This is a genomic window from Streptomyces sp. NBC_01508 (assembly GCF_045040315.1).
Lineage (GTDB): Bacteria > Actinomycetota > Actinomycetes > Streptomycetales > Streptomycetaceae > Streptomyces.
Window position 1 is genome coordinate 133,014 of the sequence record NZ_CP109419.1, and the last position, 13,962, is coordinate 146,975.

11 protein-coding genes are annotated in these 13,962 nt (G+C 73.4%); 7 read left to right on the forward strand and 4 right to left on the reverse strand.

The annotated features are described in order from the left end of the window. Positions 1-161: 161 nt before the first annotated feature. Positions 162-1,166, reverse strand: a complete 1,005-nt coding sequence (locus OG700_RS00660; protein ID WP_405607196.1) for a phosphotransferase — start codon at positions 1,164-1,166, stop codon at positions 162-164. Between the two features lie 442 nt (positions 1,167-1,608). Between OG700_RS00660 and OG700_RS00665 the strand changes: the two genes are divergently transcribed. From OG700_RS00665 to OG700_RS00685, 5 genes are all read left to right on the forward strand, one after another. After that, a complete protein-coding gene (locus OG700_RS00665; protein ID WP_405607199.1) occupies positions 1,609-2,919 on the forward strand; it encodes an MFS transporter in 1,311 nt (436 codons plus the stop codon). A 19-nt stretch (positions 2,920-2,938) separates the two neighbouring features. Beyond that, the gene (locus OG700_RS00670) at positions 2,939-3,676 is read left to right on the forward strand and encodes a TetR/AcrR family transcriptional regulator (RefSeq protein ID WP_405607202.1); all 738 of its coding nucleotides are present in this window, start codon (positions 2,939-2,941) and stop codon (positions 3,674-3,676) included. Further along, positions 3,673-4,338, forward strand: coding sequence for a nucleotidyltransferase domain-containing protein (locus tag OG700_RS00675; RefSeq protein ID WP_405607205.1), 666 nt, complete (start codon positions 3,673-3,675; stop codon positions 4,336-4,338). Before OG700_RS00670 ends, OG700_RS00675 begins: the two co-directional genes overlap by 4 nt. 98 nt (positions 4,339-4,436) lie before the next feature. Then, entirely contained in the window at positions 4,437-5,321 is an 885-nt protein-coding gene (locus OG700_RS00680) for a sigma-70 family RNA polymerase sigma factor (RefSeq protein ID WP_405607208.1), read from the forward strand. 69 nt (positions 5,322-5,390) lie between these two features. Then, complete coding sequence (locus tag OG700_RS00685) at positions 5,391-5,831, forward strand: hypothetical protein (protein WP_405607211.1); 441 nt, start codon at positions 5,391-5,393, stop codon at positions 5,829-5,831. Positions 5,832-5,942: 111 nt separating this feature from the next. On the opposite strand, the gene OG700_RS00690 is transcribed toward OG700_RS00685, so the two are convergent. Beyond that, positions 5,943-6,533: an NADPH-dependent FMN reductase gene (locus OG700_RS00690; protein ID WP_405607214.1), complete on the reverse strand. Its 591-nt coding sequence runs from the start codon at positions 6,531-6,533 to the stop codon at positions 5,943-5,945. A gap of 59 nt (positions 6,534-6,592) precedes the next feature. Further along, complete coding sequence (locus tag OG700_RS00695; protein ID WP_405607217.1) at positions 6,593-8,182, reverse strand: MFS transporter; 1,590 nt, start codon at positions 8,180-8,182, stop codon at positions 6,593-6,595. 183 nt (positions 8,183-8,365) lie between these two features. Here OG700_RS00695 and OG700_RS00700 point away from each other — a divergent pair, with 183 nt between their 5' ends. Beyond that, positions 8,366-11,623 (forward strand): BTAD domain-containing putative transcriptional regulator, encoded by a 3,258-nt coding sequence (locus tag OG700_RS00700; RefSeq protein WP_405607220.1) that lies wholly within the window; start codon positions 8,366-8,368, stop codon positions 11,621-11,623. 153 nt (positions 11,624-11,776) lie between these two features. Further along, positions 11,777-12,499, forward strand: coding sequence for a Clp protease N-terminal domain-containing protein (locus OG700_RS00705; protein WP_405607223.1), 723 nt, complete (start codon positions 11,777-11,779; stop codon positions 12,497-12,499). Positions 12,500-12,645: 146 nt separating this feature from the next. Here OG700_RS00705 and OG700_RS00710 read toward each other — a convergent pair whose 3' ends face one another. Next, a complete protein-coding gene (locus OG700_RS00710) occupies positions 12,646-13,719 on the reverse strand; it encodes a glutathione S-transferase family protein (protein WP_405607226.1) in 1,074 nt (357 codons plus the stop codon). Between the last annotated feature and the right edge of the window lie 243 nt (positions 13,720-13,962).

Sequence of the window (13,962 nt, forward strand, 5' to 3'; positions counted from 1 at the left end):
GGAAGCTGTCCGGTCTCCGAGCTGACCGGCGCGGTCCTGCTCAGCGATGGGGCCGGTCGCCTCGTGGGCCGGTTCCAACTCACCGGCCGGCCCGGGGTCATGACCCTCCTGGCGGCGGCGGATGACGCGACGATCGCGTACCGCACCGCCCTCGGTCTGGCTCAGACGGCCTCTGCGGCGAGGGTCGTCACCGTGTCGGCGAGCGCGTCCCACGACTGCCGGGCGTCCGGGGTCCGGTCGTGTGGTGCGCGCAGCAGTTCGAGGAATTCGGCGACGTCGTTGAGTGCCCAGCGCAGACGGTAGAGCGCCAGGGCCGAAGCGTCCGGCTTCCGGCCGGCCGTCTCCTCGTACCGCACGAGGTCGTCCGGGCCGTCCGCGACCAGCCAGAGGTCGCGCTCGGGCACCGCGAGGCCCACGGTGTCCCAGTCGAGCAGCAGCAGCCGCTCCCCCGCCCGCAGCAGATTGCCGGGGTGCGGTTCGCCGTGGGTGACGACGAGCGGGGCGCCCTTGTCCCTCAACTCCCCTGCCCGCCGGTCGAATTCGTCGAGCCGACGGCGCAGGGCGGCGGCGTGGTCCGCGAGCAGTTGTCTCGCCGGCTCGGCGTACGGTCCGAAGCCGTCCCAGGGGTCGGCCAACTCCTTCAGCGCACTGTCCAGTTGGGGGCGCGTCGCGAATTCCGGCGGCAGGGGGCGGGCCGAGGCCGGGGGTGCCGTCCGGTGGAGCCTGGTGAGCAGGTCGACGACCACGCCGCGGTCGTGCGCGGTGAGGGTTTCACCGAAGTGGCCCGCCGTGCCCGGCACGAGCGGGAACACGCTGACCGCGTACCTGGTTCCCAGCGCGCGTACCGTCTCGCCGGCGGCGGTGCGGACCGGCGCGACGACGAAGTCCAGGCCGTGCGGCTGCGCGTCCGCGTCACGCAGGGCCACGGCGGTGTCCATGGCGTCGCGCAGACCGCGGAAGGCGGCCGGTGTCCCGTCCCCGTACCAGCTCTTCTGCGTGAGGTCGGCCACGGTCACGAACCACCGGCGGTCGCGCGTGTCGGTGGCGGTCCAGTGGTAGTCGCCGAAGCCGACGGGGGCGTACTCCCAGCTGACGGGGTCGATCCCCCATCCATGCAGCGCGTGCCGCACGTCGGAGTCCTGGATACCGGTGGGTCGCTCTTCCATGCCGGTGAAGGTAGTCGTCCGGCGGCGTACCCGCACATCGATAAACGGGTGGAGAGCACGGGACGGGGCTGGTAGTTTGTCGATCATGAGCAGCCCCGAGTCCGACAGACGCCGGCCACCGGTCACCGGTGGCTGATCCGCTGTCGAGCTGACGCCGTACGACCGCACAGGTCGTGGGCGAACGCCCGGTCAAGGCTGTTGCCGCCGGTCCACCGTCGTGTGGGCCGCTCCTGAACGCCGGCACGCTCCGCGTCCCGCGTTTCCGCGTCTCCTGATCCGTCCGATCCGGTCGGCCGTCCGTGAACTCCCCGGACGGGACTGACGGTTGGCGGATCTCTGCCGCGTCGCCCCGCGCCGTGACGAACCGTCACGGCGTACGGGCGCGGCCCACCTCCCCCTGGTCCTCTCCGTCAACTCCCTTCGCCTTCCTTGGGGTTCCTTCATGCCATTCGCTGTCTACGTGCTCGGGCTGGCCGTCTTCGCCCAGGGCACCTCCGAATTCATGCTGTCCGGGCTCGTCTCGGGCATCGCCGCGGATCTGCACGTGACCATCCCCGCCGCCGGGCTCCTGACCTCGGCGTTCGCCGTGGGAATGGTGATCGGCGCGCCGCTGATGGCGCTCTTCAGCCGTAAGTGGCCTCGTCGCCGCGCGCTGTTGATCTTCCTCACCGCCTTCATGGCCGCGCACGTCGTGGGCGCCGTGACCCCGAGCTACGAGGTGCTGCTCGCGACCCGGGTCGTCGGGGCGCTGGCGAACGCGGGATTCTGGGCGGTCGCCCTGGTCGCCGCGATCGCGATGGTCGAACCGGCGGCGCGGGCGCGCGCCACGTCCGTCGTGGTCGGCGGCGTGACCGTCGCCTGTGTGGTGGGCGTGCCCGCCGGGGCGCTGCTGGGCGAGCAGTTGGGCTGGCGGGCCGCGTTCTGGGCGGTGGCCGTCGTGTCGTTGCCGGCCCTCGTGGCGATCGTGACATCGGTACCGGACGAGCGACCCGGCACCCCGGCGCCGGTCTCGGCCGAGACCGGCGCGTACCAGGCCGGCGCGTACCAGGCCGCCGCATACGAGACCGGCGCTGACGAGACCGGCGCGTCCGACACCGAGGCGTCCGCGGCCGGTGCTTCCGAAACACCCACCGTGCGCGAGGAGTTGCGCTCCCTCACGGCCCGACGCGTGCTGCTCACCCTGCTGGCGATGGCCCTCGTCCAGGGCGCGACGTTCTGCGCCTTCTCCTACCTCGAACCGCTGGCCACCCGTGTCACCGGGCTCGGCACCGGGTGGGTGCCCGCCCTGCTGGCCCTGTTCGGGGTGGGGTCGCTGGTCGGTGTCACTCTTTCGGGCCGCGTCGCCGACGCGCGGCGGAGCACGCTCGTCGTGGCCGGCATGGCGTCCCTCGCGCTCGGCTGGGTGGCGCTGGCGCTGAGCGCGGTGAGCCCGGTGGCCACGATCGCGCTCGTCTTCGTCCAGGGGATGCTCGCGTTCGGCACCGGGTCGGCGATGATCTCCCAGGTGTTTCAACTGGCCCCCGGAGCACCGACCTTGGCCGGTTCCTTCGCGACGGCCGCCTTCAACATCGGCGCCGCGGCCGGCCCGTGGCTCGGCGGGCTCACCATCGACGCGGGATTCGGCTTCCGGTCACCGGTATGGGTGAGTGCGGCGCTGATGGCTCTCGCCCTGACCACGGCCGGCGTCACCCGACTTGTTTGCCTGCCCCGACTCACGAAAGCTACAGTCGCCATGAAAAGCGAGACCTTGTAAGTAACGAAAGGCTGCGCCCGTGCCGGTCGGCAAGGACACTCCTCGGCAGCGCTACCGCGACCACGTACGCGCGGAGATCAAGCAGGCCGCGTTGCGGCAGATCGGCGACGGCGGCCCCGCGTCGCTCAGCCTCAACGCGATCGCCAGGGAGCTGGGGGTCACCGGACCGGCCCTCTACAAGTACTTCGCCGGCCGGGACGCCCTGCTCACCGAGCTGATCATGGAAGGCTACGAGAGCATCGCCGTCGCGGTACGGGCCGAGGCCGCCCGCACCGCCGAGAGGCCGGCCCGGGAGCGGCTGCACGCACTGGCCGCCGTGTACCGGAAGTGGGCCGTCGACGTCCCGCATCTGTACCAGCTGCTGGCGGGCGCGCCGTCGCCCGGCTACCAGGCGCCGATCGAGACGGTCGACAGCGCGCGGGCCGTCCTCGGCCCGTTCCTCGGGGTGCTGGCGCGGGGTTCGGCCCGGCCGGCGGCCGGCGCCCTGGAGGCCGAGCTGCGGGCCTGGGCCGAGAGCACACCGGCGGTGGCCGACTGGGTACGGGAGTACGCACCCGACGCGGATCCCGGCCCGGCCCTCGCGGGCGCGGTCACCGTCTGGTCGCGGATGCACGGGGTGGTCAGCCTGGAGATCCAGGGGCAGTTCGGCGGCATGGGCCACCGTGGGAGCACCCTGCTCACGTCGGAGATCGACGCCCTCGCCGACGCGATGGGCCTGCCGCCCGGCAAGCCCGGTCCGAAGGGCCGGCCGGCATGACGGCTGCCGGCGAGGGGCCTGGGTCGGTGGCGGCGTCGGGCCGCGATCCGGACGCACCGCTCGGGAGGTGGGAACCCGCGCCCCCGGCCGAGGTGGTACGCCTGTTCTCCGGCCTGCGGTGCCCGTGGTGGATCGCGGGCGGTTACGCGATCGAGTTCGCCGTGGGCCACGCCTTCCGGAGCCACGGCGACATCGACGTCCTGCTGCTGCGCCGCGACCAGCTCGCCGCGCAGCGGGCGTTGGCCGGCTGGGAGTGGTGGGCGGCGGATCCGCCGGGCACGCTGCGCCCGTGGGCGGCCGGTGAGATCCTGCCGCCCGGCGTTCACGACATCTGGTGCCGCCCCGGCCCCGGCACGCCGTGGCGGATCCAGGTCATGCTCGACGAGTCGCACGGCCGGCAGTGGACGTCGCGCCGCGACCCCCGCGTACGCCGACCCGTCGGCGGCCTGGGCGCGACGTCCGCCGAGGGGGCGCCGTATCTGGCACCGGAGGTACAGCTCTTCTACAAGGCGAAGGAGCCGCGCCCCCAGGACGAGGAGGACTTCGCCGCCGTCCTGCCGCTCCTCACCGACGACCGGCGGCAGTGGCTCGCGGACGCGATCTCCCTCGCGTACGGCACGCGTCCCTGGCTCGCGCGACTGCGCCCGGCGAACGGCCCGTGAACCGGTATCGGCGCTCGGCCACTTCTCGTCACATCGGTGGAGTCCCATCCGTCATCACGGAAGGAACACACCGACGGAACGGGTCGAGAGGTACGGCGATGAACGAGGACGAATTCCTGGCGCGGCGCTTCGAGGCGCACCGCACGCATCTGCGGGCGGTGGCCTACCGGATGCTCGGTTCGCTGAGCGAGGCGGACGACGCGGTCCAGGAGGCCTGGCTCAAGCTCGACCGCTCCGACACGAGCGAGGTCGAGAATCTGGCCGGCTGGCTGACGACGGTCGTGGGCCGCGTCTGTCTGGACATGCTGCGCTCGCGGGCCTCGCGGCGTGAGGACCCGTTGGAGGAGCGCGTACGGCTGCCCGACCCGATCATCAGCGGTGCGGACGGTGTCGACCCGGAGCACGAGGCGCTGCTGGCGGACTCGGTGGGCCTGGCGCTGCTCGTCGTACTCGAAGCGCTGGCTCCCGCGGAGCGGCTGGCCTTCGTCCTGCACGACCTGTTCGCCGTGCCCTTCGACGAGATCGCCCCGGTCGTGGGGCGCACGCCGGCCGGCGCGCGGCAGCTCGCCAGCCGGGCCCGGCGGCGGGTGCGGGGGGCGGCTCCGGCCCCCGATCCCGATGTCGGCAAGCAGCGGGAAGTCGTGGACGCGTTCCTCGCGGCGGCGCGTGACGGCGACTTCGACGCGCTGGTCGCACTGCTCGACCCGGAGATCGTGCTGCGTTCGGACGGCGGCGCGCTGCGTCCGAGCGCGCTGGTGCGCGGTGCGGCGGCCGTCGCGGGCGGGGCGATCTTCGCTTCCCGGTTCGGCGCGACGGCACGGCCGGTGCTCGTCAACGGCGCGGCGGGTTTTGTCGGGATGGCGGACGGGCGGCCGATCTCGATCCTGGCGTTCACGATCACGCGGGGCAGGATCGCCTCCATCGCCGCCTTCCACGACCCCGAGCGGCTGGACCGACTCGATCTGACCGTGCTGGACGGCTGACATGTGCGGCCCTGCGGCGATTCGTCAGGCAGGCTTGACGTCAAGCCTGCCTGACGAGAAGGTGGGGTCATGTCCACACCTGACGAACTGGAACGCCGCTTCACCCTGCCCGGCGCCGTCGCACGCTACGACGCGCTCCGCACCCGAGACGCCCTGGCGTCCCCCGCCGACGAGGACGAAGCCGACCGGGGCGGCTTGGCCGACCTCCCCGACGCGGACGCGCTCACGCGCGGCGAGTCACTGGAACTGCTCGCGCTCGGCGAGGTGATCGCCCGCAAGGCGGGCTACGGGCGGCAGCTCTCCGTACGGTCCGCCCGCCGGGGCGGCGCCTCGTGGTCGCAGATCGGCGCGGCCCTGGGCACCAGCAAGCAGGCGGCCTGGGAGGCGCACAACCGGTGGATCGACGAGCAGGCCCGGGAGTCCGGCGTCGGGCACTGGGGCTGGGACGCGGACGAGGTCGCCGCCGCCCGCGAGCTCGCCGGGGAACCGGACGACGGCGCCACCCGATAGCCGGTCCCGGTCCCGGCGCCGGGACCGGGACCGGGACCGGCGCGCTGCCGCCGCTGATCGCCCACCGCCCCGGCTCCCCGGCGTGGGCCGATGTGCCGTAGGCGATCGGCATCAGGTCTTGTACGGACGCCGTCCCCTGGCCTCCCGCAACGCCTCCCCCCACCAGAGGAGTTGGTCGAGGAAACGCTGGGCCGCGGTGTGGGTCTCGGCCCTCTCCACGGGTTCGCCCCGGTCGTCGAACCGCTCCCAGAAGTTGGCGAAGCCGATGGTGTGGCGGATCGTGGCGGCGTGCACCTCGTTGAAGACCTGGCGCAGTTGCTCCACCGCGTGCAGACCTCCGCCCACCCCGCCGTACGAGACGAAGCCGACCGGCTTGGCGCTCCATTCGTCGAAGAACCAGTCGATGGCCGTCTTCAGGGAGGCCGGGTAGCCCCGGTTGTAGACGGGGGTGACGACGATGAACGCGTCGGCCGCCGCCAGCCGGACGCCGAGGGCCACGACGGGGCCGGGCCTCGGTGCCTTCTCGTCGTCTCCCGGGAGAGTCTCCGGGAGCCGTGCTTCCAGCAGGTCGATGTAGTCGACGTCGATGCCGCCGTGCTCGCGGGCCCGTTCGGCGATCCAGTGCGCGGGCGTCGGGCCGAAGCGGTCGGTGCGGGTGCTCCCCACGATCAGGGCCACGCGGAGGGGTTCGTTGATGGACACCGCGGTCACATCCTTCTTTCGTTGTCGTGCGTCCGTACCGCCGCTGCCGGCGGGGGTGTTCAGGTGGTGGGGCCGCCGGGCCGGGCGCGGTGGCCGATGTCCTCGGCGGTACGCGGGTGGTGCGAGCGGTCACCGGTACGCAGGAAGTAGGCCGTGGCGCAGGCGAGTACGAGCAGCAGGGCCGCGGCCACGGCGGCGACCAGGGAGATGCCGGTGCCGAAGGCGTCCCGGGCGGCGTCCATCAGCGCGTCCGCCGTTCCGGCCGGCAGCCCCTCCGCTGCCGAGGCGGCGGAGGCGAGGCTCGTCTCCGCCTCTTCGGCCGCCCGCGCCGGGACTCCGGGTGGCAGGCCGCCGTCGATGGCGTGCCGGTAGACGGCCGTACTGACGGTGCCCAGGGTGGCGATGCCCAGCGCGGCACCCAGTTCCTGCCCGGTCTCCGCGAGCGACGCGGCGGATCCGCTCTTCTCCGGGGGCGCCTGGGCGATGACGAGGGCGGTGATCAGCACCATGAGCGGAGCGGCCCCCAGGCCGATGAGGACGGCCGAGACGACGCCCCATGCCGGCGCGGCGTCGATCGGTGTCAGGGCCAGCAGTGTGAATCCCAGTGCCGCCAGGAGCAGGCCGCCGGCGATGGCACGCGCATCGCCCAGCCGTGCGGCCACCGCCGGGGTGCAGAGCAGGCCGGCCACGGTCGCCAGGGCGTAGGGCATCATCCACACGCCGGACTCGACGGGGCCGAAGCCCCGCACCAGTTGGAGGTACTGGGCGAACAGCAGCATGAACGCGCTCAGACAGATCGTCCCGAGCAACTGACTGCCCAGCCCGACGGTGAAGACGCGCTGCCGGAAGAGCGCCGGGTCCACGAGTGGGTCTGTCAGGGTCCGCTGCCGACGGACGAAGAGCCAGCCGAGGCCCGCGCCGCCCGCCAGCACCAGGCCCGGCGTCGGACCCCAGCCGTCGGAGGCGGCTGCCTTGAGGGCGTACACGACGGCGAGTACCGCGGGCAGGGAGAGTACGACGCTCAGCGCGTCCAGCCTTCCGGCGTGCGGGGCGCGGGACTCGGGCAGCAGCAGCGGGCCGGCCACGAGCAGCACCAGCATGATCGGCACGCCCATCAGGAACACCGCGCCCCACCAGAACCACTGAAGGATCATCCCTCCCAGCACGGGCCCGAGGGCGACCCCGCCCATCAACGCCGCCGTCCACACCGCGATGGCCGTCCGGCGCTGCCCGTCGTGCGGGAACATGTGCCGGATCAGGGAGAGGGTCGAGGGCATCAGAGTCGCCCCGGCGACGCCGAGCACCGCTCGCGTCACGATGAGCGTCCCGGGCCCGGTGGAGTAGGCGGCGAGCACGGAGGCCACGCCGAAACACACCGCGCCGATCAGTAGCAGCCTGCGCCGTCCGACGCGGTCCCCGAGCGTGCCCATGGTGACCAGGAACCCGGCGACCATGAATCCGTAGACGTCAAGGATCCACAACTGCTGGGCGGCGCTGGGCCGCAGGTCGGCGGCCAGATGCGGCAGGGCCAGGTGGAGCACGGTGAGATCGATCGCCAGCAGCAGCGTGGGCAGGACAAGGACGGCGAGGCCGAGCCATTCCCGCCGTCCGGCACGGGGTGCGGGCGCGGTGTCCGTCGCGGACGTCACGGCATGTCTCCCTGCGTTTGAAGGCCGTGGGCGGTCGCGGCACCGCGAGCGCCCCCTACGCCGACGACCATCGCGGCGACGGACTCCGGAAAGGTTCCGGAAGGACTCCGGCGACGGGCCGCCAGGGCCTGTCCGGGCAGGTCCGGGCAGGTCCGGCGGGGAGCGCGGCTGTACCGTGACGGCATGCGATTCGGGCTACTCGGCACCCTGGAGGTGTGGGGCGAGCGCGGCGAGGCGGTCCGCGTCCCGGAGGCGCGGGTGCGCGCCCTGCTGGCCGCCCTGCTGGCCCGGGAAGGCCGCACGGCGAGCAGCGAAGCGCTGGTGGAGGACGTGTGGGGCAGTCGCCGTCCGGTCGCCCCCGTACGTGTGCTGCGGGCGAAGATCTCCCAACTGCGCACCGCTCTCGCCGCCGCCGGGGACGGCGGGCGCGACCGGGTGGTGAGCGTCGGCGGCGGCTACCGTCTCCCGGTCGCCGCCGAGGAGTTGGACGTGCTGTGCTTCCGTGCGCTCACGGCCCGCGCCCGCGCCGCCGACGGGACCGGGGCGGCGGTCGCACTGTTCACCGAGGCCCTTCAGCTGTGGCGGGGACCGGCGCTGGCGGACTTCGCGGACGTCCCCTTCGCCGCCCCCGTGGCGGTCCGGCTGACCGAGGAGCGGCTTACCGTCGTGGAGGAGCGCGCCGAGTACCTGCTCCAGCTGGGCGGGCACGGTCCGCTCGCGGACGAGCTGCGGGGCACGGTGCGCGAACACCCGCTGCGGGAGCGGCTGCTGGCGGCGTACCTGCGCGCGCTGTACGGGGCGGGCCGGCAGGCCGAGGCGCTGGCCGCGTACGAGGAGCTGCGGCGCCGGCTCGCCGAGGAGCTGGGGGCCGACCCCGGACCCGAGATCGCCGGGCTGCACCGGGACATCCTGCGGCACTCCCCCGGGCTCGCGGCGCCCCGGGTCCCGGCCCGGCGAAAGGCGGCGCTGCGCCCGCGCTCGAACCTGCCCGCGCCGGTCAACACGACGGTGGGCCGGGACCGCGAGATCGAGGAGGTGCGGCAACTGCTGCGCCGGGCACGGCTGGTGTGTCTGACGGGGCCGGGCGGCGTCGGCAAGACGCGGCTCGCGCTGGAGGCCGCCGGCGGTCTCGCCGAGGAGTTCCCGGACGGGGTCCGGCTGGTGGAGCTGGGCTCGCTGTCCCGCGCGCAGGCCACGGTGGAACGGGTGGCGGAGACCGTGGCCGCCGGACTGGAGATACACCACGGGCGCGCAGCGGAGTCCGGCCGCCGCACCCCTGCCGGGCAACTGGCCGACCGGCTACGCCGGTTGCGTGTGCTGCTGGTGCTGGACAACTGCGAGCACGCCGTCGAGTCCGTCGCCGGGCTGGTCCACGAGCTGCTGCGGGACGCCCCGGGCGTGCGCTGCCTGGCGACGAGCCGGGAGCCGCTGCGGGTGGAGGGGGAACACCTGTATGTGGTCTCCCCGCTGGAGACCGGCGGCGGACGGCCCCCCGTGGACCTCGACACCGCGCCCGCCGCCGTCCGCCTGTTCGCCGAGCGGGCGCGGGCCGCCGCGCCGCGGCTGCGGCTGGACGCGGCGGCGCTGGCCCTGACGGCCTCGGTCTGCCACCGGCTCGACGGGCTGCCGCTCGCACTGGAGCTGGCCGCCCACCGGGTGCGCGCCCTGGGGCTCGGTGAGCTGTCGGCGCACCTGGACGACCGTTTCCGGCTGCTGGAGGGCGGCCACCGAGCGCTGCCGCGCCGCCAGCAGACCCTGCGCACGGTGATCGACTGGAGCTGGGACCTGCTGACGGAGCCCGAGCGCCGGGTCCTGTGCCACCTGGCCGCGCACGCCGACGGGTGCACCCTGGAGGCCGCGCGGGCGGTGGCCGCGGAAGAGGAGGGTCGCCCCGGCGACGTGCTCGACGCGCTCTCACGCCTGGTAGACCGGTCCCTGGTGCAGGTGCAGGAGACCCCTCAGGGACTCCGCTACCGGCTCCTGGAGTCGATCGCCGCCTACGCCGCCGAGCGGCTGGAGGAGTCCGGGGATGCCGGGGATGCCCGGACTCGGCACATGCGGTACTACGCGTCCTTCGCCCAGCGCGCCGATCCGATGCTGCGCGGCGCGGCGCAGCACCGCTGGCTGGGCCTCATGGATCACGAGGAGGCCAATCTGCGCGCCGCCTCCGCCACCGCCGTACGCCGTGGTGACACCGACACGGCGCTGGTCCTGGCCTCGGCCCCGTTCTGGTACCGCTGGGTACGCGGTCGGCTGGGCGAGGCGAAGCGGCTGCTCGGCGAGGCGCTGGCGATGCCGGGCGGCAGCCGGGACCTGCGGGCGCCCGCCGCCGCGTGGCACGCGGGCCTGGAGAACATGGACCCGCGGGCGGTGGACCCGGTGGCCCGCGCGGAAGCGGCGCTGGCGCACTTCGAGGGCGTACGGGACCTCAACGCGCGGGCTCGGGCCTGCTGGTTCCTGGGTCCCGCGCTGATCGAGCACCGGCACCAGGCACGGGGGAAGGCCCTGCTCGATCAGGCGGTGGCCGACTTCCGGGAACAGGGTGACGCCTGGGGCACCGCCGTGGCGCTGTCCCAGCGGGCCTGGCTGGAGCAGAGCGGTGGCAGCTCGCCCCGGCACGAGACCGACGGCAGGCACGCGCTGCGGCTCTTCCGCGACATCGGGGACAGCTGGGGCCAGCTCCAGGCCATGGGGGTGCTGAGCCGGCACGCGGAGATCACCGGCGACGTCGGGGAGGCGTCGCGGATCGGCGCGGAGGCACTGGGCATCGCACGCGGTCTCGATCTGTGGCCGGAGGTCTCCTACTGGCTGTCCAGCCTGGCCTGGTGCGCGATGGCGGACGGCGACTTCGGGCGTGCCCGGCGGCTGCACGAGCAGGCGGCGCGACTGGCCGCCGGGATCGGTTACGGCTTCGGGGAACGCTACGCCGAACTCGGCTCGGGGCTGGCCGCCCGCCGCGAGGGGCGGCTGGAGGCCGCCGACGGCCATCTGCGGCGCTGGCTGGAGCGTGCGAGTGAAGTGTCCGGCACCGTGGATCTGGCGCTGGTCTTCACCGAACTCGGCTGCGTCGCCGAGCAGCGGGGGGACATCCCGACGGCGCTGACCGAGCACGCCGGCGGGCTGAGCGCCGCCCTGGAGACCGGATCGCTGCGCTCCCTGGCCCGCGCGCTGGAGGGGCTGTCGGCGACCCTGGCGGCGGCCGGCCGGACCCGTGAGGCCGCGCGGCACCTGGGCACGGCCGCAGCGGCACGGGCCGCGATCCGGGCGAAGCTGCCCGCCACCGAGCAGGCCGAGGTGGAGCGGGCGCGGGCCGCGGCGACGGCCGGGCTGGGTCCGGACGCGTTTGCCGAGGAGTACGAGGCGGGCCGCGCCCGTGACCCGAGGGAGGTGTCCCGTGCGGCGGTCGCGGATCTCACCGGCGAGGGGGCCGCGGGCGGGTGACAGACAGGGCGCGGAGTCCGTGAAACGGTCCGGGCGCTCGCACGGCGCGCGCACCTGCGCGCACCTGCGGACGCGGCGCACAGCGCTCTCCAGGTCCGCATAGCCGTCAACGTTGGGTTGACACTCATCGGGGTGTCAACCCAAGGTTGACGTATGACGCACCCCATCCGGCTCGACGATCTGATCGAGGCCATCAAGAAGGTTCACACCGACGCTCTCGTCCAGCTTTCCGACGCGGTCATCGCCGCGGACCACCTCGGCGACGTGGCCGATCACCTGATCGGTCACTTCGTCGACCAGGCACGACGCTCCGGCGCCTCCTGGACGGACATCGGCCGCAGCATGGGGGTCACCCGGCAGGCCGCCCAGAAGCGGTTCGTCGCGAAGACCCCCGGCGCGGGAACGGACCTCGACCCCAGCCAGGGGTTCAGCCGCTTCACCGACCGGGCCAGGCTGGTCGTGATGGCCGCCCAGGAGGAGTCCCGCGCGGCGGGCAACGACCTGACCCGGCCGGAACACCTCGCGCTCGGTCTCCTGAGCGAGCCCAAGGGCATCGGCGCGCGTGCCGTATTCGCGCAGGGCGTGACCCCACAGGCCCTGCGCGAGGCGATCGAGGCGGTCCTGCCGCCGGCCGTCGCGAGTGTGCCCGAACTCATCCCGTACGACGCGGGCGCGAAGAAGGCGCTGGAACTCACCTTCCGCGAGGCCCTGCGTATGGGACACAACTACGTCGGGACCGAGCACATCCTGCTCGCCCTGCTGGAGTGGGAGGACGGCAAGGGGGTGCTCAGCGGGCTCGGTCTCGACAAGTCGGCCGCCGAGACGTTCATCTCCGAGGCAGTGGCCGCCTTCATCGCGTCGCAGGAGGACGAGTAGTCCCGCCTGATCCCGGTCGGCGCACGCTGTCCGGGCGATGCGTCCCGGCAATGGCGGCCCGACCGGCGGTACGCCGCCGGCCCCGGCGCGCCCACGAGGGGTGGCGCGCCGGGGCCGGCGGCGTATCCGTCAGGAGCCGACCGCCGTCAGGGGCGTCCCGCCGCCGGTACCTCCTCGCCCGCCCGCACCGGGCCGGGCGAAGTCCCGTCGCCGAAGGGGCGACCCCCCAGTTCCTCGCGGTGGTGAGGGGTCAGCCAGCCCGCGAGATCGGGTCCCAGAGGGACGATGCGGGTGGGATTCACGCCGGTGTGCACCATGTAGTAGTGCCGCTTGATGTGGTCGAAGTCGACCGTGTCGCCGAAGCCGGGCGTCTGGTAGAGATCCTTGGCGTACGCGTGGAGCACCGGGTCCTCGGCCACCTTGAAGCGGTTGCACTTGAAGTGCCCGTGGTAGACGGCGTCGAAGCGCACCAGCGTGGTGAACAGCCGGATGTCGGCCTCGGTGATGGTGTCCCCCACCAGATACCGCTGACCGGCCAGCCGCTCCGACACCAGCTCAAGACGGCGGAACACATCACGGTACGCGCGCTCGTACTCACTCTGCCCCGCCGCGAAACCGGCCCGGTACACCCCGTTGTTGACGTCCTGGTAGATGCCCTCCATCACCTCGTCGATCTCGTCGCGCAACGGCTCCGGGTACAGGTCGGGCGCTCCGGGGCGGTGCAGCGCCGTCCACTCGGTCGCGAGGTCGAGCGTGAGCTGCTGGTAGTCGTTGGTGACGAGCTTCCCGCTCGGTACGTCCACGATCGCCGGGACGCTGACACCGCCGGGGTAGCCCCTCTCGCGTGCGTCGTACGCCTCGCTGAGGTAGCGGATGCCCAGCACGGGATCGCGGCCGTCGGGGTCCAGGGTGAAGCGCCAGCTGCGGTCGTCCTGGATCGGGTCGGTGACGGCGAGCGAGAGCGCGTCCTCAAGGCCGAGCAGTCGCCGCGAGACGAGCGCGCGGCTCGCCCACGGGCAGGCGCGGCTCACCACCAGCCGGTAGCGGTCCGCCTCGACCGGCCAGCCGTCCCGGGCGTCGGCGGTGATGCGGTCGGCGAAGTGACTTCTGGAGCGCTTGAAGGCTTTCTTGCCGTACGCGGCATTCCCTTTCGGCGCGTTGGAATCCGTAGCGTCGGCTTCCTTCCCGTTGGCTTCCGTGGCGCCGGTTGAGTCGCTCATGGTGATCCTTCCCCGATGGGGCCCCGCTGAGAGCCCGGGGCCGGACCTCGATCATCGACGGACCGCTCTCCCGCGGGCTGTTGACCACGCTGTCCCGCACACGCGGAAACACACGTACGGAGGCGGGGGCGGGGAGTTTCGGCGGGCTGGGCGAAGCGCGCGGATCGGTGGGTCGCACGGCTCTTCCCGTTCGGGCCCATTCCGGCCGATTCCACTCCGAACGCCCGTACGTACTATAGTGCT

Excerpts from the sequence above, each read along its gene's own strand:
- OG700_RS00710 (WP_405607226.1), bottom strand. The coding sequence starts at position 13,719 with ATGAGCGACTCAACCGGCGCCACGGAAGCCAACGGGAAGGAAGCCGAC.
- OG700_RS00660 (WP_405607196.1), bottom strand. The coding sequence starts at position 1,166 with ATGGAAGAGCGACCCACCGGTATCCAGGACTCCGACGTGCGGCACGCG.
- OG700_RS00700 (WP_405607220.1), top strand. The coding sequence starts at position 8,366 with ATGCGATTCGGGCTACTCGGCACCCTGGAGGTGTGGGGCGAGCGCGGC.
- OG700_RS00680 (WP_405607208.1), top strand. The coding sequence starts at position 4,437 with ATGAACGAGGACGAATTCCTGGCGCGGCGCTTCGAGGCGCACCGCACG.
- OG700_RS00665 (WP_405607199.1), top strand. The coding sequence starts at position 1,609 with ATGCCATTCGCTGTCTACGTGCTCGGGCTGGCCGTCTTCGCCCAGGGC.
- OG700_RS00675 (WP_405607205.1), top strand. The coding sequence starts at position 3,673 with ATGACGGCTGCCGGCGAGGGGCCTGGGTCGGTGGCGGCGTCGGGCCGC.
- OG700_RS00705 (WP_405607223.1), top strand. The coding sequence starts at position 11,777 with ATGACGCACCCCATCCGGCTCGACGATCTGATCGAGGCCATCAAGAAG.
- OG700_RS00685 (WP_405607211.1), top strand. The coding sequence starts at position 5,391 with ATGTCCACACCTGACGAACTGGAACGCCGCTTCACCCTGCCCGGCGCC.